Raw genomic sequence first — 26,731 nt, forward strand, 5'->3', positions numbered from 1 at the left:
ATATCCCCTTGTCCGTAGGTTAAGCGCGCACCGGCTTCTTGCTGGCGCGCTTCGCCAGTTTCGCGATCTTGTCCTCATGCTTCGGCGCGGGCCACAGGCCTTCCGAGCGGTACAGCATGATGACGACCATCGCGAGGCCGTACAGCGCCTGACGGATCACTTCCGTATCGACGATGTCATGACCGAACAGCGCGTGCTGCAGAGGGCTCATCGTCGAGCGCAGGAATTCCGGGAAGATCGCGAGCAGCACCGCACCCAGGATCACGCCCGGGATGTGGCCCATGCCGCCGAGCACCACGCACGCGAGCACGACGATCGATTCCCAGAACGTGAACGATTCCGGCGACACGAAGCCCTGGAACGAGCCGAACATCGCGCCCGACAGGCCGCCGAACGACGCGCCCATCGCGAACGCGAGCAGCTTCACGTTACGCGTGTTGATGCCCATCGCCTTCGCCGCGATCTCGTCTTCGCGGATCGCCGCCCATGCGCGGCCGATACGCGAATGCTGCAGACGCGTACACACCCAGATCACCAGCAGCGAGCACAGCACGAACAGGTAGTAATACATGTACACCGACGGCAGCTGGATCCCGAACAGCGAGTGCGTCTGCGACAGGTTGAAGCCGCCGACGTGCACCGGATCGATGCCCGTGATCCCCTTCGGGCCGTTGGTGATGTTCACCGGACGGTCGAGGTTGTTCATGAAGATCCGGACGATTTCACCGAAGCCGAGCGTCACGATCGCCAGGTAGTCGCCGCGCAGGCGCAGCGTCGGCGCACCGAGCAGTATCCCGAAGGTCGCCGCCAGCGCCATTGCGATCGGCACGATGATCAGGAACGGGATGTGCAAGCCGTTCGGCGCGAGCGCCGCGATCCACTCGAACTGCGAGGTCAGGTGCGGCGAGCTCAACAATGCCGCGGTGTACGCGCCCACCGCGTAGAACGCGATATAGCCCAGGTCGAGCAGGCCGGCGAAGCCGACCACCACGTTCAGGCCCAGCGCGAGCATCACGTACAGCATCGCGAAGTCGAGCACGCGGACCCAGTAGTTGCCGCCGGCCGAGCCGATGATGATCGGCGCCGCGATCACGAAGACCGCGGTCAGGATGCCGATGATGACGGTCTTGGCGGTGTTGCGCTCTTCGACGAGCGACGTCGAGGATTCGATCGGTTGAATGGATGTCATGTTGTTTGCTCCCTTCCGTTACGCGCGATCCGCGACACGTTCGCCCAGCAGGCCGGACGGACGGAACACCAGCACGATGATCAGCACGATGAAGGCGAACACGTCCTGGTAGTTACTGCCGAATACGCCGCCCGTGAGGTTGCCGATGTAGCCGGCCCCGAGCTGCTCGATCAGGCCGAGCAGCACGCCGCCGACCATCGCACCGCCGAGGTTGCCGATCCCGCCCAGCACCGCGGCCGTGAACGCCTTCATGCCGGGGATGAAGCCCATGTAGAAGTGCACGTTGCCGTATTCGGATGCAATCATCACGCCGGCCAGCGCGGCGAGCGCGGAACCGATCATGAACGTCGCGGAGATCACGAAGTTCGGGTTCACGCCCATCAGGCTTGCGGTGTTCGGGCTTTCGGCGATCGCGCGCATCGCGCGGCCGAGCTTGGTCTTGTGCACGAGCAGGAGCAGGCCACCCATCACGATGAACGCCACCGCGATGATCACGATTTCAGTGACCGAGATCACGGCGCCGGGCGTCGTGTCGGTCGCCTTGATCACGTTGATCGGATCGGTCGGCAGCAATTGCGGGAACGGCAGCGGGTTGCGCGACCAGATGATCATCGCGGCGGTCTGCAGCAGGATCGACACGCCGATCGCGGTGATCAGCGGGGCGAGGCGCGGTGCGCGACGCAGCGGCCGGTATGCGACCCGTTCGATCGTGAAGCCGACGAATGCACAGACGACTGCGGCAATGCCCAGGCCGATCGTCAGCGTCGCGACGTTGCCGAGTCCGGGGAAATGGTTCTGCAGCACGGTGATGGCCGACAGCGCGACCATCGCGCCGATCATCAGCACGTCGCCATGCGCGAAGTTGATGATGCCGAGAATGCCGTACACCATCGTGTAGCCCAACGCGATGATGGCGTAGACACTGCCGAGCACCAGCCCGTTGAGAACCTGCTGGACGAAAATATCCATTTAAAGCTCCTTGGCCCGTGCTGCCGGAGGACGTTGCGCCCCGCGGGTAAGCGAGGAATCGCGCCTTCTCGGCGACACTGCGGGTACTAGTCGATACCGGTAAGGGTGGATCGTCCCGGCGCGCGCCGCCCGGCCTGTACGGCCGGACCTGCCGCCGGAGCGGATACAAAAACGGCACCGCACTGTTCCGGTGCCGTCATGAGTCCCGTCGCTAAATCGTCACGACATCGAGGACGGTGTTCGTGGCCTCCTTGAAGTCGTGGGGCAGCATGCCGAGACGGCCATCGTCCGGTTGCCCGGCATCCGTGCCTTTTCCCGCCCGGTGCGAGGCAAGCCCCGCACCCGGGCAGATCGGATTCCGTGCCGCGCTACCTCGCAAGGCACCGCGAACGCTGCGCCCGACATTCGTCAGGACTGCGTCGGAATCCATCGTACGAACCAGACCGCGCGCCGCGACATCATTGCTCGCGGCAACGCGCTGTTTCGTCGAATCGAATTGAAAGGGGGCCGGCGACATCGGCACGCTGCCCGCATCGCCGGGCACCATGGCCGGCATGCGTCGATCGGCGTGCACGGTTGCTGTCGTGCCACGACCGGCGGCTTCCTGCGTTGCAACCTGCGTGCCCGCTGCCTGACCGTTCACCAGGCCAAGCGCGTTGATTTCCTCGATCGCCAAACGTGCCCCGTTTTCCTTGTCCTTGCCCAATTGCGCGATGCGGCACGCGAACGGTGCCGCACGAACGGTTCCGGCGACGCGCACGCCGCTGGCCGTCGGTGCCGCGAACACCGCAGCCTTCCTCCCCGCCCCGTCGTCGCTCTTTTTGCTGCAGCCGGCAAGCATTGCAACCGGTGCGGCGACGGACACGGCGTAAGCCAACTTCACATGCATTGAGTGGTCTCCCGCGCCTTGCCAAAACCCGATTTCAAAGCCATTCAGGCCTGAAAACGGGCGCATTGTAACTCCATTTATAGGACGCCAATAATCCTGATTCGATGGGGTTTTCCTGCATTGCAACCAAATTTGAGAGACGCTTGCGAACGCGTGGAGCAACCCGGTTGCACCATGCACGCCGATAATGGTTGCGATTGCAATTCCGGCGGGCAAAAAAAAGCGCGCCGGGAGGCGCGCTTCAGTGTTCCGAGGATGCGATGCGGCAATCAGGCAGCGGGAGGCAGGTTCAACCCGCGCGGCAGCGGAAACGACACATTTTCCTCGATGCCGTCGAGCGCGCGGACGTTGCGCACGCCGAGCTCGCGCAGCCGCGCGATCACGGCCTGGGCGAGCACTTCGGGCGCCGACGCGCCGGCCGTCACGCCGATGCGGCGCTTGCCCGCGACCCATGCCGGATCGATCTGGTCGGGCGCATCGACCATGTATGCATCCACGCCGCGCTTCTCGGCCACTTCCCGCAGGCGGCTCGAATTCGAGCTGTTCGGGCTGCCGACGACGATCACGACATCGCACTGCGGCGCCATGAACTTCACCGCATCCTGGCGGTTCTGCGTCGCGTAGCAGATGTCCTGCTTCTTCGGCTCGCGGATCTTCGGGTACTTGGCCTTCAACGCCCCGATGATCTCGGCCGCGTCGTCGACGGACAGCGTCGTCTGCGTGACGAGCGCGATGCGCTCGGGATCGGCGAGCTCGAGCTTCTGCACGTCCTCGACGCTCTCGACGAGATGCATGCCGCGCTCGACCTGCCCCATCGTGCCCTCGACTTCCGGATGGCCCTTGTGCCCGATCATGACGATGTCGACGCCGTCCTGGCGCATCTTCGCCACTTCGACGTGCACCTTCGTGACGAGCGGGCAGGTCGCGTCGTAAATGCGCAACCCGCGCACGTCGGCCTCGTCGCGCACGGCCTTCGACACGCCATGCGCGCTGAAGATCACGGTATTGCCGGCCGGCACTTCCTCGAGTTCCTCGACGAAGATCGCGCCTTTCTTCTTCAGATCCTCGACCACGTACTTGTTGTGGACGATCTCGTGACGGACGTAAATCGGCGCACCGTGCATCGCGATTGCGCGCTCGACGATCTCGATCGCGCGATCGACGCCCGCGCAGAAACCGCGCGGCTGGGCCAGCAGGATTTCAGCGTCGGCTGCGACGGTCTGCCCGGACAGCGTATCGGTGGTGCTCATGATTACAGGATTCCGATGATTTTCACTTCGAACGTGAGCGCTTGGCCCGCGAGCGGATGATTGAAGTCGAACAGTGCCGAGGTCTCGCTGACTTCCTTCAGCACCCCCGCGTAACGGCCGCCGTCCGGCGCGTTGAACTCGATCAGTTCGCCCGGCGTGAAATCGTCGCCGACCATGCCGTTCTCGCGCAGCGTCGACAGCGTGACGCGCTGGAGCATGTCGGGATTGCGGGGACCGAACCCCTGTTCGGGCGTTAGCTGAAAAGTCGAATGGTCGCCCACCCTGAGCCCGATCAGAATCTGTTCCAGCGACGGCGCCAGTTGCCCCGCGCCGAGCAGCAGCGTGGCCGGCTTGTCGGTGAAGGTGTTGACGATATCGGCGCCGTCGGCCAATGCCAGCCGGTAATGCAACGTGACGTGGGAACCGGGCTTCACTTCGGATAGATCGATGAGGCTCATGAATTACTCGTTCAGTCGGCGCCCGATACGGCCGAAAGGCCCGGCGCAAAGCCAATATTGTAAGTCACCTGAGCGCGCAAGGCGGAAAGTGCGACGACGTCGCGCAACCTGCCCGCCGCCAATGGAGTTTCAAGCATGCTGTCACCCTGCCCTGCCCAGCCCCTGTCGCCCGTCGAATGCCGCGACACCGCCGATCTGCCCGCCGATCCGCCCGGCCGTGTGCTGCCGATGCGCCGGCGCAAGCGCCGTCCGGGCGACTGGCGGCCCGAACGCCCGCGCGAGCGATTGCTGGAGCGCGGGCCGGACGCGCTGACCGACGACGAGCTGATCGCCCTGCTGCTCGGCACGGGCAAGCCCGGGCACGATGTATTCGTCACCTCCCGCGCACTGGTCAAGCAATTCAAGTCGTTGCGCGGGCTGCTCGAGGCGACCGCCGACGATTTCGAGGCGCACCCCGGCATCGGACCCGCGCGCTCCGCGCGGCTGGTTGCGGTCACCGAGATCGCGCGGCGCGTGCTGAAGGAGAAAGCGCACGAGAAGCAGCAGATCGATTCGCCCGGCGCGGTCGAGGACTATCTGCGGCTGAAGATCGGCGCGCGTCCGTACGAAGTGTTCGCCGCGGTGTACCTCGACGCGCGTCACGGCCTGATCGATATGGAGGAAATCACGCGCGGCTCGCTGACGCGCATGGCCGTCTACCCGCGCGAGATCGTGCGCCGCGCGATGACACACAACGCCGCGGCGCTGATCGTCGCGCACAACCATCCGTCGGGTGCGGTGCAGCCGAGCGCGGAAGACCGCCGCCTGACCCGGGTGCTGAAAGACGCCCTCGAACTCGTCGACGTGCGGCTGCTCGATCACGTCGTGATCGGCACCGGCGACACTTTTTCATTCGCACGCGCCGGATGGCTGTAGACTGTGGCCCGGCAGCCCACCCCCGGGCGCCGCGACGGCGATGCGAAATTAGGTTTGATTTTCCTGCGCTTTTTCTGCTAGAATCGCCGTCTGTATTTTTTCCAACCACAGTTCTAGCCATCGAAGGGCCTTGTCTGTAAGGGCTTCGGCGTTCTGAGTGCAGCCATGGATCACGTGGCGGTGCGATGGAACCTTCACCGGCGATCGAACCCCGAATTTAGCGTATTAGGAGTGCTCTCATGGCACGCGTATGCCAAGTAACTGGGAAAGCGCCGATGAGCGGCAACAACGTTTCCCACGCCAACAACAAGACGAAGCGCCGCTTCCTGCCGAACCTGCAAAACCGCCGGTTCTGGGTGGAGAGCGAAAACCGCTGGGTGCGCCTGCGCGTCTCGAACGCCGGCCTGCGCCTGATCGACAAGAACGGCATCGATTCCGTGCTCGCTGACCTGCGCGCACGCGGCGAAGCCTAAGCCCAAGGAGCACAATCATGGCAAAAGGCGCACGCGACAAGATCAAGCTTGAGTCGACCGCTGGTACGGGTCACTTCTACACGACCACGAAGAACAAGCGCAACATGCCGGAAAAGATGGCGATCAAGAAGTTCGATCCCGTCGTCCGCAAGCATGTGGAATACAAAGAAACCAAGATCAAGTAATCTCCGGTTTCTGCCAGCCTGACGGCGACCGAAAAGCCCCGCACCTGCGGGGCTTTTTGTTTTGCGCGCACGCTCCGGCGCGACGCGGTATGCTCTCCCCTTTCCGCGGCCACGGCCGCCGGAACGCACAAGATCAAAAGCGTAACGATGGAGATGCAGCATGAAATTCGACGTGGCGATCGTCGGCAGCGGCCTGGCAGGACTGTCGGTCGCACTCAACCTGGCCAGCACGCGACGTGTCGCGCTGATCGCGAAACGGTCGATGATGGAGGGCGCGAGCGATAACGCGCAAGGCGGCATCGCGGCTGTCCTCGATTCGGCGGACAGCATCGAGAACCATGTCGACGACACGCTGGTTGCCGGTGGCGGCCTATGCGACGAAGGCGCGACGCGCTATATCGTCGAGCACGGCCGCGAAGCGATCGAATGGCTGATCTCGCAGGGCGTGCCGTTCACGAAGGACGACGCGGCCGAGCTCGGCTTCCACCTCACGCGCGAAGGCGGCCACAGCCACCGCCGGATCATCCATGCGGCCGACGCGACCGGCCATGCGGTGCTCGCGACGCTGTCCGAGCGTGCGCGCCAGCATCCGAACATCACGTTCTTCGAGAACCACCACGCGATCGACCTGATCACGTCGGACCGGCTCGGCCTGCCCGGCCGCCGCTGCCACGGCCTGTATGCGCTCGACGTCGACAACGACCGCACGATCACGATCGAAGCGCCGCATACGGTGCTCGCAACGGGCGGCGCCGGCAAGGTCTACCTGTACACGACGAACCCCGACACCGCGACCGGCGACGGCATCGCGATGGCGTGGCGCGCGGGCTGCCGTGTGTCGAACATGGAATTCATCCAGTTCCACCCGACCTGCCTGTTCCATCCGTATGCGAAGTCGTTCCTGATTTCGGAAGCCGTGCGCGGCGAAGGCGGCCTGCTGAAACTGCCCGACGGCACGCGCTTCATGCCCGCGCACGATCCGCGCGCCGAACTCGCGCCGCGCGACATCGTCGCGCGCGCGATCGACTTCGAGATCAAGAAGCGCGGGATCGACTGCGTGTATCTCGATATCAGCCATCAGCCGGAAGCGTTCCTGCGCGAGCACTTCCCGACGATCCACGCGCGCTGTCTCGAATTCGGCATCGACATCGCGAAAGAGCCGATTCCCGTCGTGCCGGCCGCGCACTACACGTGCGGCGGCGTCGTTACCGACCTCGCCGGGCGCACCGATCTCGCGGGCCTGTATGCGGTCGGCGAAACGTCGTACACGGGGCTCCACGGCGCGAACCGGCTCGCAAGCAACTCGCTGCTCGAATGTCTCGTGATCGGCCGCGCCGCGGCCGAGGCGATCGAGGCAGCCGGCTTCGACGCCGAAACACCGGCCACGCTGCCCGCGTGGGACGAAAGCCGCGTGTCGGATGCAGACGAGGAAGTCGTCGTTGCACACAACTGGGACGAGTTGCGCCGCCTGATGTGGAACTACGTCGGCATCGTGCGCACCGACAAGCGCCTCGAACGCGCGAAGCATCGGTTGTCGCTGCTGCGCGACGAGATCCAGGAGTACTACGCGAACTTCCGCGTGACGCGCGACCTGCTCGAACTGCGCAACCTCGTCGACGTGGCAACGCTGATCGTGAAGAGCGCACACTCGCGCCGCGAAAGCCGCGGGCTGCACTACAGCCGCGACTGGCCGAATTCGCTGCCGAAGGCGCTGCCGAGCGTGCTCACGCCGCGCGCGCGTCGCTGACCGGCACGCCCTTCCCGGCTGCGGCCGCACAGGAAAAAAGCCGTTGGCGTTTGCGCGCCAACGGCTTTTTTGTCTGATCGACGGCGTTCGGTCAGTCGACGATCCGCATCGAATAGTCGGTCGCGCGCACGTCCTTCGTCAGCGCACCGATCGAGATGCGGTCGACACCCGTTTCCGCGAACGCGCGCACCGTATCGAAATTGACACCGCCGGACACTTCGAGCACGGCCTTGCCGTTCGCCACGCGCACCGCTTCGCGCATCATGTCGAGCGTGAAGTTGTCGAGCAGCACCGACAGCGCGCGATGCGCGAGCGCCGTCTCGAGTTGCGCAAGCGTCTCGACTTCGACCTGCACGGGCACGCCCGACTCCAGCGCGAACGCCGCGTCGAGCGCCTCGCCGACACCGCCTGCCGCCGCGATGTGGTTTTCCTTGATCAGGATGCCGTCATACAGCGCGAGACGCTGGTTCTCGCCGCCGCCGACGCGCACCGCATACTTCTGCGCGAGCCGCAGGCCCGGCAGCGTCTTGCGCGTATCGAGGATCTTCGTGCGCGTGCCTTCGACGCGATCGACGTAACGACGCGTCGCGGTCGCGACACCCGACAGCAGTTGCAGGAAGTTCAGCCCGTTGCGCTCGGCGGTCAGCAGCGCACGCGCCGGCCCTTCGAGTTCGCAAACGGTCGAATCAGGCGTCATCCGGTCGCCTTCGCGATAGCGCCATTGCACGGCGATCGCCGGATCGATCCGGGCGATCACGGCCTCGAACCAGGGCACACCGCACAGCACGGCTTCCTCGCGCACGATGATGCGGGCACGGCGACGCCCGCCGGCGGGTACGAGCCGCCCGGTCTGGTCGCCGGTGCCGACGTCTTCCGCGATCGCATCGGCCACGTTGCGCGTAATCGCGTCGTCGAATGCCGCGCCGTATTGCTCGCGGACGATGTTGAACAGCGGGGATACTGCGGAGCTCGTCATGCAGCCCCCACGTTCGCAAACAGTTGCTGGTCACGCTGCAGATCGCCGCTCGCCTGCACGCGCTTCTTGTGCGCGGCGGCGAAATCGAGCATCCGGTCGATCGGCAGGCGTGCGCGCTCGCCGATCGCCGGATCGACGAAGATCTCGTTGTGACCGCGTTCGAGCACGTCGGCAAGGTTCGCGAGGCCGTTCATCGCCATCCACGGGCAGTGCGCGCAGCTCTTGCAGGTGGCGCTGTTGCCGGCCGTCGGTGCGGCGATGAAGGTCTTGCCGGGTGCCGCAAGCTGCATCTTGTGCAGGATGCCGAGATCGGTCGCGACGATGAAGCGCGTCGCGTCGAACTTGACCGCCGCGTCGATCAGCTGCGTGGTCGAGCCGACCACATCGGCCTGCGCGACGACGTTTTCCGGCGATTCGGGGTGGACCAGCACCTTCGCATCCGGATATTCGGCGCGCAGCAAGTCGAGTTCGATGCCCTTGAATTCGTCGTGGACGAGGCACGAGCCTTGCCACAGCAGCATGTCCGCGCCGGTCTTCTTCTGGATATAGCTGCCGAGATGGCGATCCGGCGCCCAGATGATCTTCTCGCCGCGCGCATGCAGGTCGGCCACGATCTCGAGGCCGATCGACGACGTGACCATCCAGTCCGCGCGCGCCTTCACGGCGGCGCTGGTATTGGCGTAGACGACGACGGTGCGGTCGGGATGCGCGTCGCAGAACGCCGAGAATTCGTCTACGGGGCAGCCGAGGTCGAGCGAACAGGTCGCGTCGAGGTCGGGCATCAGGATTCGTTTGTTCGGGCTCAGGATCTTCGCGGTTTCGCCCATGAAGCGCACGCCGGCGACGATCAGCGTCTGCGCATCGTGGTCACGGCCGAAGCGGGCCATTTCGAGCGAATCGGCGACACAACCGCCGGTTTCGTCGGCGAGCTCCTGCAACTCGGCGTCGACGTAGTAGTGTGCGACCAGCACGGCTTTTTCACGCACGAGCAATGCCTTGATGCGCTCCTTCAGCGCGACCCGCTCTTCGGCGGACGGTGCATCGGGCACCTTGGCCCATGCCTGCCCCACGCCGCACACGGTCCCAGCTGCAACGGGCCGGTCGTACTCGACGGGTTTGATCGTCGATTGCATCTCCATATCTCCTGTCGACCCGAGTTAGCGCTTTAGCGCTTACTCGGGTCCCATGCTTCGCGGTCGGTGGGAGTTAGCGCTTTAGCGCTTAGTCCCACCCCATGCTTCGCGGTCGATCCGAGTTAGCGCATTAACGCCAACTCCGATCCCATCCCCTGATCTCGCCCCGGAACAACACTTCCACGCTGCCCCAAGCCTCATACAAATCCGGCCCTGCCGAACACCCTTCAAAAACCGGCGGACCAAATAAAAAACCCCGCCAACGCGGGGTTTTTGACGTCCTTAGATTCTAATCGATTTCGAATCAGGCGTAGCGGCGCAGGCGCGTCGCGAATTCCTGCAGCGCCTTGATGCCGCTTTGTTCTGCGCGATGGCACCAATCCTGCAATTGCGCGAGAAGCTGTTCGCGCGATGCGGTCGAACGATCCCAGATCGCGGCGAGATCCTGGCGCAGCTGGAAGTACGTTTGCAGCTTCTGGCTGTTCGCGAAGATTTCCGGCAGCAGCTTCTTCTGCGGCTCGTCGAGGCCGTCGGCATCCTTGTGGAACCACTTGCGCGCGCCGCGCATCATCTGGTACTTCTCGCCGCCGATTTCCTTCAGGTGCGCAAGCTCCTGACGGTACGCACGCTTCACGGCCTTGCCGTAGCGCGCCATCACTTCGTAGCGGTTCGACAGCACGGCCTGCAGCGTTTCCTGGTCGAGCACCGTCTTCGGCTTGTTCAGGCGCGGCGTCGGCGCGACCTTCTTCACCTTCGCGAGACCGAATGCCGACATGATGCGGATGTACATCCAGCCGATGTCGAACTCGTACCACTTGTTCGACAGCTTCGCCGACGTCGCGAACGTGTGGTGGTTGTTGTGCAGCTCTTCGCCGCCGATCACGATGCCCCACGGGAACAGGTTCGTGCTCGCGTCGGCCGAGTTGAAGTTGCGATAGCCCCAGAAGTGACCGAAACCGTTGACGACGCCAGCCGCCCAGAACGGAATCCAGACCATCTGCACGGCCCACACGGTCAGGCCGATCACGCCGAACAGCGCGACGTCGATCACCATCATCATGCTGATGCCGAGAATCGGGTACTTCGAATAGACATTGCGTTCGACCCAGTCGTTCGGCGTGCCGTGCCCGAACTTGCGCATCGTCTCTTCGTTCTTCGCTTCCGCGCGATACAGCTCGGCGCCCTCGAGGAACACCTTCCAGATGCCGCGCGTCTGCGGGCTGTGCGGATCTTCTTCGGTCTCGCACTTCGCGTGGTGCTTGCGGTGAATCGCGGCCCACTGGCCCGTCAGCATGCCGGTCGTCATCCACAGCCAGAGGCGGAAGAAGTGGCTCGCGATCGGATGCAGCTCAAGCGCGCGGTGCGCCTGGCAACGATGCAGGTAGACCGTCACGCCGATGATCGTGACGTGCGTGACGGCGAGCGCGAACAGCGCAACCTGCCACCACGAAAAATGCAGGAGCCCGTGGGAAAGAAAATCGAGCAGGGAATTCAACAAGGCAGTTACCTGTGAAGAGAGAGCGACGCCGGCCCGCGCCAAGCGTCAGAAAAATGAAAGCATACCGCGTGTAGACCAGAATTTTACTTCAACCGTTCCAAGTCTTTGTAAAAAATGAATATTTTCTTGCCCTGACGCAACAAGCGCAGTCCATGGGCGGACTTGGAAAGGCCCGCGATCCGGTTCCGACCGCGGGGTCGATACGATTGGCGACCGGCGTACCCTACGCAGCCGGTACGTGTCCGTCCACCGCGCCGTTGCCGGCCGCCGCGCCAGCGGCAGGAAAGCCGTCGGGCAACCCGACGACGCGCACTTCGCGCTGCGGGAACGGAATCGAAATCCCGTGCTCGCTGAACAGGCGCCAGATGTTGCGGTTCACGGTCGAACGCACGCCGGACGTGCCTTTCGCCGAATCCTCGATCCAGAAACCAAGCTCCAGGTCGATCCCGTCCGCACCGAAACTCACCAGATACGGGGTCGGAGCCGGCTCCGCCAGCACGCGCGGCACGCCTTTCGCTGCATCGGCGAGCAGCGTGAGCGCATGCTCGACATCGCTCGTGTACGCGACCTGCACCGCGACCTTCGCATAACCGCGCGTCAGGTATGACGACTGGTTCTGCACGACGTCGGTGATCAGCTTCTCGTTCGGGATCAGCGTCTCGTTGCCGTCGAGGCCGCGCACGACCGTATAGCGCGTGCGAATCTGCGTGACGACGCCCTGCAGCCCGCCGACGCTGATCGCGTCGCCGAGCCGCAGCGAGCGGTCGAGCAGGATGATGAAGCCCGACACGTAGTTGCTGGCGATCTTCTGCAGCCCGAAACCGAGGCCGACACCCACCGCACCGCCGAACACACCGAGCACCGTCACGTCGATACCGACCAGCGACAGCCCGATCAGGATCGCCGCGAACACGAGCAGCGCGCGGCCAACCCGCGACAGCACGACCTTCAGGTTCGCGTCGAGCGTGCTCGCGCGCGTGAGGCGATCCTCGAGCACCGAGCCGAGCCACATCGCGACCATCAGCGTCACGCACACCCACAGCGCGCCGGAAATCACCGACAGCAGCGTGAGGTGCGCATTGGCGACACGGAACTGCACGCTGTCGAGCCAGCCGAGCACGTCGCGCTGGATGCCGAGCACGGTCAGCACCATCGCGGCCCACACGACGGTCGACACGATTTTCTCGACGATCGACAGCCACGCATGCGTGTGGCCGTCGCGCGCGAACACGCGCCGCGCAAAGAAGAACAGCACGTAGATCAGCCCGATGCCGAACAGCGGCACGAGCGCGAGCGACAGCAGTGACGTCGACATGAACGGGTCTAACGCGAGCTGCGCAGCACCGACGAACACGCTACCGAACAACGGGAACAACGCGCGCTTCAGGCTTTGCGCGCCCGCGCCGGGTGCGCGGCCCGCCGCCCGGCGGCGTGCATCGATGCGGCCGTGCACGAAGCGCGCGGTCACCCACGCGAAGCACAGCGCGCCGATGAGGATCGCCGCCTGCCAGATCATCACCGGCTGGTGGAAGTCACGAATGACCGATGCCAGCCGGTGCGACAGCAGGCGGCTCTGCAGATTTTCCATCGTCCGTCCGGGCAGCCGTTACTGCGCGGCGCGCCGTTCGAGCACCGCGGCGAAGAAACCGTCGGTCGCGTGACGATGCGGCCACAGCGACAGGTAATCGCCCGTCTCGAGTTCGATGCGCTGGTCTTCCAGCACCTTCTGCGCCGGCACCAGCACGAACTCGGGATGGTCGGCCAGGAACTGTTCGACGATGCGTTCGTTCTCGGCGTCGAGCACGCTGCAGGTCGCGTAGACGAGCCGGCCGCCCTTCTTCACGAGACGCGCGGCGCTCGCGAGGATCGACGCCTGCTTCGGCGTCAGCTCGTCGATCGCCGTGCGCGACTGGCGCCACTTCAGGTCAGGATTGCGGCGCAGCGTGCCGAGGCCGCTGCACGGCGCATCGACCAGCACGCGGTCGATCTTGCCGGCGAGCCGCTTGATCTTCGCATCGTGTTCGCTGTCGATCAGCACCGGGTTCACGTTCGACAGCCCGCTGCGCGCGAGGCGCGGCTTCAGCTTCGCGAGGCGCTTTTCCGACACGTCGAACGCATAGAGGCGCCCGGTCGAGCGCATCATCGCGCCCAGCGCGAGCGTCTTGCCGCCCGCACCGGCGCAGAAATCGACGACCATCTCGCCGCGGCGCGGCGCGACCAGCGAGCACAGCAGCTGGCTGCCTTCGTCCTGCACCTCGATCGCGCCTTCCTCGAACAGCCGCAGGCGCGTCAGCGCCGGCTTGCCGACCACGCGCACGCCGAACGGCGAAAACGGCGTCGCGCCCGCATCGATGCCTTCCGCGCGCAACCCGTCGATGACCTGATCACGGCTGGCCTTCTGCACATTGGCACGCAGGTCGAGCGGCGCCGGGTAGTTCAGCGCGGCCGCGAGCTGCGCGAGCTCGTCGGCATCGAAACGGGCCGACAACGCCTGGTGGATCCAGTCGGGCAGGTTCGTGCGAATGCGCACCGGCAGGCTCGCCGGGTCGATCTTCGACACGTGCTCGAGCCACGCGGACTCGGTGTCGGACAGGAACGGCTTCAGCGCGTTGCGGCCGGCCGTCTGCATCAGGCCGAGCAGCGTGAGGCGCCGCGCCGGCGTGCCCGTGCCGCTCTCGGCGAGGTGCGAAAACTCCATTTTCCGGCGCAGCACCGCGAACACGGCTTCGGCGATCACGCCGCGCTCGGCATGCCCGAGCTTCGGGTGCGCGCGGAAGAACCGGCTCGTCGTCGCGTCGGCGGGGCCGGCGAACTTCAGCACCTCGGCCAGCAAAGTTTCGGTCTGGCCGATCAGGAATCCGTGCAGCTTCATACGCCCTCACTCGTTTCGGTATGCGGTTGATCCGCGAAAATCCAGCGCGCCTCTTCCGGCGCCACCACTGCACGGCCGTTCTCGAGGCGCAGACGCCCCTCGACGAACCAGCGCACCGCGCGCGGATACAGCACGTGCTCGACCGTCAGCACGCGCTGCGCGAGCGCGGTCGCGTCGTCGCCCGCGCGCACGGGCACCGCGCCCTGCGCGACGATCGCGCCGCTGTCGAGCTCGGGAATCACGAAATGCACGCTCGCGCCATGCAGCGCCACGCCCGCGTCGAGCGCCTGCTGATGCGTGTGGATGCCCTTGAAGCTCGGCAGCAGCGACGGATGGACGTTCAGCAGCCGGCCTTCGTATCGTCTGACGAATGCGGGCGTGAGGATGCGCATGAAGCCGGCGAGGACAACGAGATCGGGCGCGAAACGGTCGATCTCGGCGGCGAGCGCCGCGTCGAAGCTGTCGCGGTCGTCGAACGACCGGTGGTCGACCACCGCCGTCGCCACCCCGTGCGACGCGGCAAAAGCCAGCCCGGCCGCATCGGGCCGGTTGGCGATCACGGCGGCAATCTCGGCCGGCCAGCGTTCCTGCGCGCACGCGCGGACGATGGCCTCCATGTTGCTGCCGCGACCGGAAATCAGGATCACGAGTTTTTTCATTCGCGAATTTTACCATTCGCCCCCGCGTTTCCCCCCTTCTCGGCCGCCGACCCGCCCGAACGTTTATAATCTTCTGCTTTGCGGCATCCCACCGCCCATTCCCCGACGCTGCATCCGCTATCGTGAAAGTCTTCCGCGGCCTGCCCAACGCCGAGAGCCGCGCCCCGTGCGCGCTGACGATCGGCAACTTCGACGGTGTCCATCGCGGCCACCAGGCCCTGCTCGCGCGCGTGCGCGCGGCAGCGGACGCGCGCGGCCTGCCCGTGTGCGTGATGACGTTCGAGCCGCACCCGCGTGAATTCTTCAACCCGGCCGGCGCGCCGCCGCGCATCGCGATGCTGCGCGACAAGCTCGAGGCGCTGCGCGATCACGGCGTCGACCGCGTGGTCGTCGAGCACTTCAACCACACGTTCGCGAGCCAGTCGCCGCAGGCGTTCGTCGAACGCACGCTGGTGAACGGGCTGCACACGCGCTGGATGATGGTCGGCGACGATTTCTGCTACGGCGCGAAACGCGCGGGCACCTTCGACACGCTGCGGGCGGCCGGCGCGCAGTACGGCTTCGAGGTCGAGCAGATGGGTACGGTAGCCGGCAGCGACGGCACGCGCATCTCGAGCTCGGGCGTGCGCGCCGCGCTCGCCACCGGCGATCTCGACGCGGCCGCGCAGGCGCTCGGCCACGGCTACGCGATCAGCGGCCACGTCGCACACGGGCTGAAGCTCGGCCGCGACCTCGGCTTCCCGACGCTGAACCTGCCGATCGCACACAAGCGGCCGGCGCTTGCAGGCATCTTCGTCGTGCAGGTGCACGGCCTCGGCCCCGCCCCGCTGCCGGGCGTCGCCAGCCTCGGCCTGCGCCCGACGGTCGACGATTCGGGCCGCGTGCTGCTCGAAGTCCACCTGCTCGACTGGCACGGCGACGCGTACGGCAAGCTCATCCGCGTCGAATTCCTGAAGAAGCTGCGCGACGAGGCGAAATTCGACGATCTCGAGGCGCTGTCGCGCGCGATCGCGCTGGACGTCGCGAATGCGCGTGCGTATTTCATCGAGCGCGACCGTGCGCCGGGCAGCCGCGCCACGGGCTTCTCGACGTCGGCCACCGACCGAATTAGCTGATCCGGACGGCGGCGCCTGGCGCCGCACCCTCGCGCCGCCCACTCGCGCGCATCCCCGATTCACGACGCTCGTGCGTCCCTCGATTTAGATAGCGATCCCATCATGAGCAACAAGAAAGCCGATTCGAAACCGCAGGCCAAGTATCCGGTCAACCTGCTCGACACGCCGTTCCCGATGCGCGGCGACCTGCCCAAGCGCGAGCCGCAGTGGGTCAAGGAATGGGAGGAGCGCGGCATCTACGAGAAGATCCGCGCGGCCAGCGCAGGCCGTCCGAAGTTCATCCTGCACGACGGCCCGCCGTATGCGAACGGCGACATCCACCTCGGCCACGCGGTCAACAAGATCCTGAAGGACATCGTCGTCAAGTCGCGCAACATGGCCGGCTTCGACGCACCGTACGTGCCGGGCTGGGATTGCCACGGGATGCCGATCGAGATCCAGATCGAGAAGCAGTTCGGCAAGTCGCTGCCGGCGGCCGAAGTGATGAGCAAGGCGCGCGCGTACGCGACCGAGCAGATCGAGAAGCAGAAGGTCGGCTTCAAGCGCCTCGGCGTGCTCGGCGACTGGGCCAATCCGTACAAGACGATGAACTTCGTCAACGAGGCGGAAGAGATCCGCGCGCTCGGCAAGATCCTCGAGAAGGGCTACGTGTATCGCGGGCTGAAGCCGGTGAACTGGTGCTTCGACTGCGGCTCGGCGCTCGCGGAAGCGGAAGTCGAGTACAAGGACCGCACCGACCCGACGATCGACGTGATGTTCGCGTTCGCGGAACCTGAAAAGACCGCGCAGGCGTTCGGCCTGCCGGCCCTGCCGCGCGCCGAAGGCGGCATCGTGATCTGGACCACCACGCCGTGGACGATCCCGGCGAACCAGGCGCTGAACCTCCATCCGGAAATCGTCTACGCGCTGGTCGACACCGAGCGCGGGCTGCTGATCATCGCGGAAGAGCGCGTCGAAGCCTGCATGACCGACTTCAAGCTGACGGGTCGCGTCGTTGCGACCACGCCGGGCGTGAAGCTCGCGAACCTGCGCTTCCACCACCCGCTCGCGTCGGCCCACCCGGGCTACAAGCGCACCGCGCCCGTCTACCTCGGCGACTACGTGACGACCGACACGGGTACCGGCGTCGTGCACTCGTCGCCCGCATACGGTATCGAGGACTTCGTGTCCTGCAAGGCGCACGGGATGACCGACTCGGACTTCATCAACCCGGTGATGGGCGACGGCCGCTATATCGAATCGCTGCCGCTGTTCGGCGGCCTGTCGATCTGGGACGCGAACCCGAAGATCGTCGACGCGCTGAACGCGGCCGGCTCGCTGCTGCGCAGCGAGAAGTACACGCACAGCTACATGCACTGCTGGCGCCACAAGACGGCGATCATCTACCGCGCGACGTCGCAGTGGTTCGCCGGCATGGACGTGACGCCGCGCGACAACGGCAAGACGCTGCGCGAAACGGCGCTCGAAGGCATCGACGCGACCGCGTTCTACCCGTCGTGGGGCAAGCAGCGCCTGTTCAGCATGATCGCGAACCGTCCCGACTGGACGCTGTCGCGCCAGCGCCAGTGGGGCGTGCCGATGGCGTTCTTCGTGCACAAGGAAACCGGCGAGCTGCACCCGCGCACGCTCGAGCTGCTCGAGGAAGTCGCGAAGCGCGTCGAGCAGTCGGGCATCGAAGCATGGCAGACGCTCGACCCGCGCGAGCTGATCGGCGACGACGCGAACCTCTACGAAAAGAACCGCGACACGCTCGACGTGTGGTTCGATTCGGGCACGACGCACTGGCACGTGCTGCGCGGCTCGCACAAGGACCAGCTGCAGTTCCCGGCCGACCTCTACCTCGAAGGCTCGGACCAGCACCGCGGCTGGTTCCACTCGTCGCTGCTCACGGCGTCGATGATCGACGGCCGCGCGCCGTACAAGGGCCTGCTCACGCACGGCTTCACGGTCGACGGCGAAGGCCGCAAGATGAGCAAGTCGCTCGGCAACGGCATCGACCCGCATGAAGTCGCGAACCGCCTCGGCGCGGAAATCATCCGCCTGTGGATCGCCTCGACCGACTACTCGGGCGAGCTCGCGATCTCCGAGGAAATCCTGAAGCGCGTGACGGAAGGCTATCGCCGTATCCGCAACACGCTGCGCTTCCTGCTCGCGAACCTGTCGGACTTCGACTTCGCGCAGCACGCGGTGCCGGTCGACGAATGGCTCGAGATCGACCGTTACGCGGTCGCGTTCTCGCAGCAACTGCAGACGGAGCTGCTCGGCCACTACGAGAAGTACGAATTCCACCCGGTGGTCGCGAAGCTGCAGACGTACTGCTCGGAAGATCTCGGCGGCTTCTACCTCGACGTGCTGAAGGACCGCCTGTACACGAGCGCGGCCGATTCGCGCGCACGCCGCTCCGCGCAGACGGCGCTGTACCACCTGACGCACGGCCTGCTGCGCGTGCTCGCGCCGTTCCTGTCGTTCACGGCGGAAGAAGCGTGGAAGGTGTTCCAGCCGGCCAGCGACACGATCTACACGGAAACCTACTACGCGTATCCGGAAGTCGCCGGCTCGGCCGCGCTGATCGAGAAGTGGGCGCTGCTGCGTGATGTGCGCGGCAACGTGACGAAGGCGCTCGAAGAAGCGCGCACCGCGAACCGCATCGGTTCGTCGCTGCAGGCCGAAGTCGCCGTGCATGCGAGCGGCGCACGCTACGACGCACTCACGAGCCTCGGCGACGATCTGAAGTTCGTGCTGATCACGTCGGCGGCGACGGTCGTCAAGGTCGACGACGAAGCACAGGAAAGCGTCGACGTGGCCGCGTCGAAGTACCAGAAGTGCGAGCGCTGCTGGCACTACCGTGAAGATGTCGGCGCGCATGCCGATCATCCGACGCTGTGCGGCCGCTGCTTCTCCAACCTGTTCGAAAACGGCGAAATCCGGAGCGCTGCTTAACTATGGCGAAAACCCTGTCGAAACCGGCCAGCGGCGCGCTTGCGCCCTGGCTCGGCATTTCGCTGATCGTGATCCTGTTCGACCAGCTGTCGAAGATCGCGATCCTGAAAACGTTCGTGTACGGCGCACAGCACGAGCTGACGTCGTTCTTCAACCTCGTGCTGGTGTACAACCGCGGCGCCGCGTTCGGCTTCCTGTCGACCGCGGGCGGCTGGCAGCGCTGGGCGTTCACCGCGCTCGGCATCGCCGCGACGCTCGTGATCTGCTTCCTGCTGAAGCGTCACGGCCAGCAACGGCTGTTCAGCCTGTCGCTCGCAATGATCCTCGGCGGCGCACTCGGCAACGTGATCGACCGGCTCGTCTACGGCCACGTGATCGACTTCCTCGATTTCCATCTCGGCGCCTGGCACTTCCCGGCGTTCAACCTCGCCGATTCCGCGATCACGGTCGGTGCAGTGCTGCTGATCTACGACGAACTGCGTCGCGTGCGCGGCTCCCGCTAAGCGCGCATACTCGGCGTCGACGGCCGGCTTCGCGCCGGCCGTTCCGTTCGACCCTTGGAGGCCTGAGTTGGCACACGCAGAACTCGCTGGAAAACACCTCGTTCTCGGCCTGACGGGCGGCATCGCCTGCTACAAGATCGCCGAGCTCACGCGGCTGCTCACGAAGGCCGGCGCGACCGTCCAGGTCGCGATGACCGAAGCCGCTACCCAGTTCATCACGCCAGTCACGATGCAGGCGCTGTCGGGCCGGCCCGTCTACACGAGCCAGTGGGACGCGCGCATCGACAACAACATGGCGCACATCGACCTGTCACGCGAAGCCGACGCGATCGTGATCGCGCCCGCGTCGACAGACTTCCTCGCGAAGCTCGCGCACGGATTCGCGGACGACCTGCTGTCGACGCTGTGCGTCGCGCGCGATTGCCCGCTGCTCGTCGTTCCCGCAATGAACCGCCAGATGTGGCAGAACCCGGCCACCCAGCGCAACGCCGCGCAACTGCGCGCGGACGGCGTGTCGGTGCTCGGCCCGGATTCGGGCGCGCAGGCGTGCGGCGAAGTCGGCGACGGCCGGATGCTCGAGCCCGAGGCGATCTATGAAGCGATCGTCGCGCATTTCGCGCCGAAGGTGCTCGCGCACCGGCGCGTGCTGATCACGGCTGGCCCGACGTTCGAACCGCTCGACCCGGTGCGCGGCCTCACGAACCGCTCGAGCGGCAAGATGGGCTTCGCGCTCGCGCGCGCCGCGCAGCAGGCCGGCGCCGACGTGCATCTCGTCGCGGGGCCGGTGGCACTCGACACGCCGTGGGGCGTCTACCGCCAGGACGTGCAGACTGCCCAGCAGATGTACGACGCGGTCATGCATGCCGTCGCCGATGCCGACATCTTCATCGCGGTGGCTGCGGTCGCCGACTGGCGCGTCGCCCAGCCGGCCGAGCACAAGATGAAGAAGACGGCCGACCACAAGGTGCCCACGCTTGCGTTCGTCGAGAATCCCGATATCCTCGCGTCGGTCGCGGCGCTGCCCGATCCGCCGTTCTGCGTCGGCTTCGCGGCCGAAAGCGGCGACCTCGACGTGCACGGTGACGAGAAGCGCAAGCGCAAGAACGTGCCGCTGCTGGTCGGCAACCTCGGCCCGCTGACGTTCGGTCGCGACGACAACGAAGTCGTGCTGTTCGAGGCCGCCGGCCTCACGCGCCTGCCGCGAGCACCGAAGGACGAGCTCGCGCACACGCTCGTCGCGGAAATCGCGAAGCGCCTGCCCGACAACCGCCTGATCTGATCTCCCGCGCGGCGGCCGTCGCCGCCGCGCCCTTCCCGCTCCACTCGACGACCGCATGAAACTCGACCTGAAGATTCTCGACGCGCGCATGCGCGACTACCTGCCCGCCTATGCGACCACCGGCAGCGCGGGCCTCGACCTGCGTGCATGCCTCGATGCGCCGCTGACGCTGCGGCCGGGCGAAACGGCACTCGTGCCGACCGGCCTCGCGATCCATCTCGCCGATCCCGGCTACGCAGCGCTGATCCTGCCGCGCTCGGGCCTCGGCCACAAGCACGGCATCGTGCTCGGCAACCTCGTCGGCCTGATCGATTCCGACTACCAGGGCCAGCTGATGATCTCGACGTGGAACCGCGGCCAGACCGAGTTCGCGCTGAATCCGTTCGAACGGCTCGCCCAGCTCGTGATCGTGCCGGTCGTGCAGGCGCAGTTCAACATCGTCGACGACTTCGCCGAAAGCGATCGTGGCGAGGGCGGCTTCGGTAGCACCGGCCGTCACTGAACGACACAACAAAAAAAGGGGCCTCGCGGCCCCTTTTTCATTTCCTTCGCCGTCATTCCTCGACGGCTTGCGCGATCCGCGCGGGCATCAGGTCGCGCTGCCGCGCCTGGGCCGCGATCGCGTAGATCACCAGCGCGACCAGCACGCCGAGCAGCACGGCCGACGACCCGACCGTGCCGAGCGCGAGGCCGCCCTTCGCAACCGGCTTCGTCAGCAAGTCGCCGACCGTCGCGCCGAACGGACGCGTGAGCACGAACGCGGCCCAGAACAGCAGCACGCCCGAGATTCGCGTGAAATAGTGCGCCAGCACGATCACCGCGAGCAGCCCGCCGATCAGCAGCGCGCCGCCGCCGAAACCGAGCCCCGAGCTGTCCGCGAGGAAGTCGCCGAGCGCGGTGCCGAGCGTGTTCGAGAACAGGATCGCGATCCAGTACAGCAGCTCGACCTTGCGCGTGCGGATCAGGTCGACCGACAGCGATTCGCCGCTGAGGCGCCACACCGCGAAGATGGCCAGCAGGATCGCGACGAGGATCGACGAGCCGGCCGCATAGCCGAGGCCGAGCGTGCGGTCCATGAAGTCGGACATCGTCGTGCCGGCCGTGCTCGTCGCGACGATCACGGCCCAGTAGATGGCCGGACGGTAACGCGTCGTCCTGAGCTGTGCGCCCAGCGTCACGAGAAAGAAACCGAACAGCAGGATCGAGCTCACCGCGTAGCCGACGTTCAGCGTCATCGACAGCAGGTCGCCGCCGGTTTCGCCGAGCGTCGTCGCGCAGATCTTCATGATCCAGAACGCGAGCGTGATTTCGGGCAGTTTGTTCATTCGAACCCCTTTTTGCAGGATAGCGGCAGGCCGGCGCGGGCCGACCTGCCTTGCAGACAGGATCGAATGTAGTCGCCGCGGGCTTAACGGAACCTTAGCGAGCGGAAAAACGCAGCGGGCGGGCGCACCGTTACCGTCAACGAGCGTGTTCGTGCCGGTAATGCAGCGCGTACGCGAGCGTCAGCAGCACGACAAACACGATGCCGACCACCATCGTCATCCGGAATTCGCGCGTGAACGCGGTCGTGAACAGGATCGCCGCGACGAGGCCCGCACCGAGCAGGCTGCCGAACGGGTGCCCCCACATCCGAAATGAGAGCGCGGGGCCGCGATACTGCGAACGGAAGCGCAGGTGCGTGACGAAGATCATCATCCACGTGAACAGCGCGCCGAACATCGCGATCGCCATCATCACGGTGAACGCCGTATCGGGTGCCAGCGCGACCAGCACGGCCGCGACCGCGACACCGCTCGTCGAGATCCACAGCGCCGCGCGCGGCACGCCGTTGGCGCCAAGCCGACCGAACACCGCGGGCGCGAGCCGAGCGCGCGACAGGCTGAACATCATCCGCGTCGTCACGTAAAGCTGGCTGTTCATCGCCGACAGCGCCGCGATCAGCAGCACGAAGTTGATCACGCCTGCCGCGTACGGCACGTGGGTCGCGGCCATCACCTTCACGAACGGGCTTTCGTCGGTGCCGGCCTGCGTCCACGGCACGATCGCGAGCATCAGCGACAGCGTCAGCAGGTAGAACAGCACGAGCCGGAACACGGTCGAGCGGAACGCGCGCGTGACCGCGTGCTGCGGATCGCGCGCCTCGCCGGCCGCGATCGCGACGGCTTCGATGCTCATGTAGCTGAAGATCGCGACGATCACCGCGACCCAGGTGCCCCACGGCCCCTTCGGCATGAACCCGCCGTGCGCGGTGTAGTTCGCGAAACCGATGCCCGATGCGGCCGGCGCCGACCATACGAGATAGGCGCCGAGCACGATGAACACGACGATCGCCGCGATCTTCAGCAGCGAGAACGCGTATTCGACCGTGCCGTACAGCGTGACGCTCGCGAGGTTCACGGCGATCAGCAGCGCGGAGAAGCCGATCACCCAGTACCAGCCGGGCACGGCCGGGAACCAGTACCTCATGAACACGGCGATCGCGCTGATCTCGGTGCCGATCGCGAACACGACCGCGAACCAGTACGCATAGCGCACCAGGAATCCCGCCAGCGGGCCGACATAGTGCTCGGCATACGCGCCGAACGAGCCGGCCGTCGGATGCGCGACCGTCATTTCCGCGAGCGCGCCCATCAGCAGCAGCGCGATCAGCGCGCCGATCGCATACGAGACCAGCACGCTCGGGCCGGCGAGCCCGATCGCGAACCCGCTGCCGAGGAACAGCCCCGTGCCGATCGCGCCGCCGATCGCGATCATCGCCATCTGCCCAGACGTCAGCGCATGGCGCAAACCCTGTTCGCGCGCGACGATGTCGTCGAACGTCCGTTGTTGTTGTGTCACTGCGTTGCCACTCCCCTGCACCACCATCGCGCCGCCGGCGCCAGATAAAACGAAACGGCGCGGAAAACATCCCGCGCCGTTCGCATGAACTACCCGATTATCGCTTACTCGACTTCGACAGCCTCTTCGTTCGGCTTGTGCGGCGGATTCGCCAGCTTGTCGAACGACAACAGCACCTTGTCGTTTTCGTCGACATCGACCGTCACGTGGCCGCCGTTGACGAGCTTGCCGAACAGCAACTCGTCAGCCAGCGCGCGCCGGATCGTGTCCTGGATCAGCCGCTGCATCGGCCGCGCACCCATCAGCGGGTCGAAGCCGTGCTTCGCGAGATGCTTGCGCAACGCGTCGGTGAAGAGCGCGTCGACCTTCTTCTCGTGCAGCTGTTCCTCGAGCTGGATCAGGAACTTGTCGACCACGCGCATGATGATTTCCTCATCGAGCGAGCGGAAGCTGATGATCGAATCCAGGCGGTTGCGGAACTCCGGCGTGAACAGGCGCTTGATGTCGGTCATCTCGTCGCCCGTCTCGCGGCGCGTGGTGAAGCCGATCGTCGCCTTCTGCATCGACTCGGCGCCCGCGTTCGTCGTCATGATGATGATGACGTTGCGGAAATCCGCCTTGCGGCCGTTGTTGTCCGTCAGCGTGCCGTGATCCATCACCTGGAGCAGCACGTTGAATATGTCCGGATGCGCCTTCTCGATTTCATCGAGCAGCAGCACGCAGTGCGGCTTCTTCGTGACGGCTTCGGTCAGCAGGCCGCCCTGGTCGAACCCGACGTAGCCCGGCGGCGCGCCGATCAGGCGGCTCACCGCGTGACGCTCCATGTATTCCGACATGTCGAAGCGGATCAGCTCGATGCCGAGCGTGAACGCGAGCTGGCGCGCCACTTCGGTCTTGCCGACGCCCGTCGGGCCGGAGAACAGGAACGCGCCGATCGGCTTGTCCATCTTGCCGAGGCCAGCACGCGCCATCTTGATCGAGGCCGCGAGCGCGTCGATCGCCGGATCCTGGCCGAACACGACGCTCTTCAGGTCGCGGTCGAGCGTCTGCAGCTTGCTGCGATCGTCCTGCGACACGCTCTGCGGCGGCACGCGCGCGATCTTCGAGATGATTTCCTCGATCTCGCTCTTGCCGATCGTCTTCTTCTGCTTCGACTTCGGCAGGATGCGCTGGGCGGCGCCCGCTTCGTCGATCACGTCGATCGCCTTGTCCGGCAGGTGACGGTCGGTGATGAAGCGCGCCGACAGTTCGGCCGCAGCCGACAGCGCACCCGACGAATACTTGACGCCGTGATGCTCCTCGAAGCGCGACTTCAGCCCGCGCAGGATCGCGACCGTCTGCTCGACGGTCGGCTCCGTCACGTCGACCTTCTGGAACCGCCGCGACAGCGCCGCATCCTTCTCGAAGATGCCGCGATACTCGGTGAAGGTCGTCGCGCCGATGCACTTCAGCACGCCCGACGACAGCGCCGGCTTCAGCAGGTTCGACGCATCGAGCGTGCCGCCCGACGCGGCACCCGCACCGATCAGCGTATGGATCTCGTCGATGAACAGGATCGCGTGCGGACGCTCCTTCAGCTCCTTCAGCACCGTCTTCAGACGTTGCTCGAAATCGCCGCGGTACTTGGTACCCGCGAGCAGCGCGCCCATGTCGAGCGAGTAGACCTGCGCGTTCGCAAGGATGTCCGGCACTTCGCCGCGCGTGATGCGATAGGCGAGCCCTTCCGCGATCGCGGTCTTGCCGACGCCGGCTTCGCCGACGAGCAGCGGATTGTTCTTGCGGCGACGGCACAGCACCTGGACCACGCGCTCGACCTCGGGCTCGCGACCGATCAGCGGATCGATCCGGCCGTCCTTCGCCATCTGGTTCAGGTTCTGCGTGAATTGCGCGAGCGGCGTTTCCTTCTGCGCATTCGCGTCTTCGCTTTCGGCGTTCGGGTCGGACGACTTCGCGGCTTCGCCGTTGTTCGTCTTCGCGATGCCGTGCGAAATGAAGTTCACGACGTCGAGGCGTGTGACGCCCTGCTGCTGCAGGTAGTACACGGCATGCGAATCCTTCTCGCCGAAGATCGCGACCAGCACGTTCGCGCCGGTGACTTCCTTCTTGCCGTTCGACGTCGACTGGACGTGCATGATCGCGCGCTGGATCACGCGCTGGAAACCGAGCGTCGGCTGGGTATCGACATCGTCGGTGCCCGGGACGGTAGGTGTGTTGTCGTGGATGAAATTGCGCAGGTTCTGACGCAAATCCTCGATGTTTGCCGCGCACGCGCGCAACACCTCGGCTGCCGTCGGATTATCCAGCAGGGCCAGCAGCAGATGCTCGACCGTAATGAACTCATGGCGCGCCTGGCGTGCTTCCATGAACGCCATGTGCAGGCTGACTTCCAATTCCTGGGCAATCATGCTTCCTCCATCACGCACTGCAGCGGATGCCCGGCCTGCCGCGCATGGGTAACGACTTGCTCAACCTTGGTCGACGCGATGTCCCGCGTATAGACCCCACAAACCCCTCGCCCTTCGCGATGGACCTTCAGCATGATCTGCGTGGCCGTCTCGCGATCCTTCTTGAAATACTCCTGGACCACCATCACGACGAATTCCATCGGCGTGAAGTCGTCGTTCAGCAGCACCACCTTGTACATCGAAGGCGGCTTGAGCTTCTGCTGCTTGCGTTCCAGGACGGTGCTGTCCTGCTTGTCCGGGATAATCGCCATACACCCATTCTAAACAACTCGGACAGGCCCGCAATCCTGCCATTACCCGACCGACCGGCCGGCGCCCTCCCCGGAATCCCGGAACACGCGATCTTCTTCGTGCCATACGAAAGCCGGCTGCGGT

At 65.6% G+C, this 26,731-nt stretch carries 24 protein-coding genes; 9 read left to right on the plus strand and 15 right to left on the minus strand.

Translation table 11 applies throughout. From position 1 onward, the window contains the following. Positions 1-19: 19 nt before the first annotated feature. The 5 genes from BCO18175_RS30465 to BCO18175_RS30485 form a co-directional block, all read right to left on the minus strand. On the minus strand, positions 20-1,189 hold the full coding sequence (locus BCO18175_RS30465; protein ID WP_174986410.1) for an ABC transporter permease subunit: 1,170 nt from the start codon (positions 1,187-1,189) through the stop codon (positions 20-22). Positions 1,190-1,207: 18 nt separating this feature from the next. Then, positions 1,208-2,158: a branched-chain amino acid ABC transporter permease gene (locus tag BCO18175_RS30470; protein WP_006488946.1), complete on the minus strand. Its 951-nt coding sequence runs from the start codon at positions 2,156-2,158 to the stop codon at positions 1,208-1,210. A gap of 211 nt (positions 2,159-2,369) precedes the next feature. Beyond that, entirely contained in the window at positions 2,370-3,113 is a 744-nt protein-coding gene (locus tag BCO18175_RS30475) for an amino acid-binding protein (RefSeq protein WP_174986412.1), read from the minus strand. 203 nt (positions 3,114-3,316) lie between these two features. Continuing rightward, entirely contained in the window at positions 3,317-4,297 is a 981-nt protein-coding gene (gene ispH, locus BCO18175_RS30480; protein ID WP_011352949.1) for a 4-hydroxy-3-methylbut-2-enyl diphosphate reductase, read from the minus strand. A 2-nt stretch (positions 4,298-4,299) separates the two neighbouring features. Continuing rightward, entirely contained in the window at positions 4,300-4,755 is a 456-nt protein-coding gene (locus tag BCO18175_RS30485) for an FKBP-type peptidyl-prolyl cis-trans isomerase (RefSeq protein ID WP_027786673.1), read from the minus strand. Positions 4,756-4,890: 135 nt separating this feature from the next. Here BCO18175_RS30485 and radC point away from each other — a divergent pair, with 135 nt between their 5' ends. From radC to nadB, 4 genes are all read left to right on the plus strand, one after another. Beyond that, complete coding sequence (radC, locus tag BCO18175_RS30490) at positions 4,891-5,670, plus strand: RadC family protein (protein WP_174986414.1); 780 nt, start codon at positions 4,891-4,893, stop codon at positions 5,668-5,670. Positions 5,671-5,909: 239 nt separating this feature from the next. Continuing rightward, a complete protein-coding gene (gene rpmB / locus BCO18175_RS30495) occupies positions 5,910-6,143 on the plus strand; it encodes a 50S ribosomal protein L28 (protein WP_004186391.1) in 234 nt (77 codons plus the stop codon). A gap of 17 nt (positions 6,144-6,160) precedes the next feature. After that, positions 6,161-6,328, plus strand: coding sequence for a 50S ribosomal protein L33 (rpmG, locus tag BCO18175_RS30500; RefSeq protein ID WP_006478046.1), 168 nt, complete (start codon positions 6,161-6,163; stop codon positions 6,326-6,328). Between the two features lie 160 nt (positions 6,329-6,488). After that, positions 6,489-8,075, plus strand: coding sequence for an L-aspartate oxidase (nadB, locus tag BCO18175_RS30505; protein WP_174917516.1), 1,587 nt, complete (start codon positions 6,489-6,491; stop codon positions 8,073-8,075). Between the two features lie 91 nt (positions 8,076-8,166). On the opposite strand, the gene nadC is transcribed toward nadB, so the two are convergent. The 6 genes from nadC to purN all read right to left on the minus strand — a co-directional run bounded on the left by nadC (position 8,167) and on the right by purN (position 15,213). After that, complete coding sequence (nadC, locus tag BCO18175_RS30510) at positions 8,167-9,051, minus strand: carboxylating nicotinate-nucleotide diphosphorylase (RefSeq protein WP_174986416.1); 885 nt, start codon at positions 9,049-9,051, stop codon at positions 8,167-8,169. After that, the gene (gene nadA / locus BCO18175_RS30515) at positions 9,048-10,184 is read right to left on the minus strand and encodes a quinolinate synthase NadA (protein WP_174986418.1); all 1,137 of its coding nucleotides are present in this window, start codon (positions 10,182-10,184) and stop codon (positions 9,048-9,050) included. Before nadA ends, nadC begins: the two co-directional genes overlap by 4 nt. 304 nt (positions 10,185-10,488) lie before the next feature. Next, entirely contained in the window at positions 10,489-11,682 is a 1,194-nt protein-coding gene (locus tag BCO18175_RS30520; protein ID WP_122946085.1) for a DesA family fatty acid desaturase, read from the minus strand. Between the two features lie 223 nt (positions 11,683-11,905). Next, positions 11,906-13,270, minus strand: coding sequence for a mechanosensitive ion channel family protein (locus tag BCO18175_RS30525; RefSeq protein WP_174986420.1), 1,365 nt, complete (start codon positions 13,268-13,270; stop codon positions 11,906-11,908). Between the two features lie 18 nt (positions 13,271-13,288). Beyond that, the gene (locus BCO18175_RS30530; RefSeq protein ID WP_174986422.1) at positions 13,289-14,554 is read right to left on the minus strand and encodes an RsmB/NOP family class I SAM-dependent RNA methyltransferase; all 1,266 of its coding nucleotides are present in this window, start codon (positions 14,552-14,554) and stop codon (positions 13,289-13,291) included. Next, the gene (purN, locus tag BCO18175_RS30535) at positions 14,551-15,213 is read right to left on the minus strand and encodes a phosphoribosylglycinamide formyltransferase (RefSeq protein WP_174986424.1); all 663 of its coding nucleotides are present in this window, start codon (positions 15,211-15,213) and stop codon (positions 14,551-14,553) included. Before purN ends, BCO18175_RS30530 begins: the two co-directional genes overlap by 4 nt. Positions 15,214-15,335: 122 nt before the next feature. Between purN and BCO18175_RS30540 the strand changes: the two genes are divergently transcribed. The 5 genes from BCO18175_RS30540 to dut all read left to right on the plus strand — a co-directional run bounded on the left by BCO18175_RS30540 (position 15,336) and on the right by dut (position 21,552). Beyond that, on the plus strand, positions 15,336-16,328 hold the full coding sequence (locus BCO18175_RS30540) for a bifunctional riboflavin kinase/FAD synthetase (protein WP_174986427.1): 993 nt from the start codon (positions 15,336-15,338) through the stop codon (positions 16,326-16,328). Positions 16,329-16,430: 102 nt separating this feature from the next. Further along, complete coding sequence (gene ileS, locus BCO18175_RS30545) at positions 16,431-19,268, plus strand: isoleucine--tRNA ligase (protein WP_174986428.1); 2,838 nt, start codon at positions 16,431-16,433, stop codon at positions 19,266-19,268. A 2-nt stretch (positions 19,269-19,270) separates the two neighbouring features. After that, entirely contained in the window at positions 19,271-19,771 is a 501-nt protein-coding gene (lspA, locus tag BCO18175_RS30550) for a signal peptidase II (RefSeq protein ID WP_011352961.1), read from the plus strand. 67 nt (positions 19,772-19,838) lie between these two features. Beyond that, a complete protein-coding gene (coaBC, locus tag BCO18175_RS30555; RefSeq protein ID WP_174986429.1) occupies positions 19,839-21,050 on the plus strand; it encodes a bifunctional phosphopantothenoylcysteine decarboxylase/phosphopantothenate--cysteine ligase CoaBC in 1,212 nt (403 codons plus the stop codon). Positions 21,051-21,105: 55 nt separating this feature from the next. Continuing rightward, complete coding sequence (dut, locus tag BCO18175_RS30560; protein WP_174986430.1) at positions 21,106-21,552, plus strand: dUTP diphosphatase; 447 nt, start codon at positions 21,106-21,108, stop codon at positions 21,550-21,552. A 52-nt stretch (positions 21,553-21,604) separates the two neighbouring features. On the opposite strand, the gene BCO18175_RS30565 is transcribed toward dut, so the two are convergent. The 4 genes from BCO18175_RS30565 to clpS form a co-directional block, all read right to left on the minus strand. Further along, positions 21,605-22,375 carry a COG4705 family protein gene (locus BCO18175_RS30565; RefSeq protein WP_174986431.1) on the minus strand — a complete coding sequence of 257 codons (771 nt, stop codon included), beginning with the start codon at positions 22,373-22,375 and terminating at the stop codon, positions 21,605-21,607. A gap of 136 nt (positions 22,376-22,511) precedes the next feature. Next, positions 22,512-23,891, minus strand: coding sequence for an amino acid permease (locus BCO18175_RS30570; RefSeq protein ID WP_174986432.1), 1,380 nt, complete (start codon positions 23,889-23,891; stop codon positions 22,512-22,514). A 104-nt stretch (positions 23,892-23,995) separates the two neighbouring features. Then, positions 23,996-26,296 (minus strand): ATP-dependent Clp protease ATP-binding subunit ClpA, encoded by a 2,301-nt coding sequence (gene clpA / locus BCO18175_RS30575; protein WP_174967664.1) that lies wholly within the window; start codon positions 26,294-26,296, stop codon positions 23,996-23,998. Continuing rightward, the gene (gene clpS / locus BCO18175_RS30580) at positions 26,293-26,607 is read right to left on the minus strand and encodes an ATP-dependent Clp protease adapter ClpS (RefSeq protein ID WP_006398529.1); all 315 of its coding nucleotides are present in this window, start codon (positions 26,605-26,607) and stop codon (positions 26,293-26,295) included. Before clpS ends, clpA begins: the two co-directional genes overlap by 4 nt. Between the last annotated feature and the right edge of the window lie 124 nt (positions 26,608-26,731).

The sequence above is a fragment of the Burkholderia lata genome (genome assembly GCF_902499335.1).
Taxonomy (GTDB): domain Bacteria; phylum Pseudomonadota; class Gammaproteobacteria; order Burkholderiales; family Burkholderiaceae; genus Burkholderia; species Burkholderia lata_B.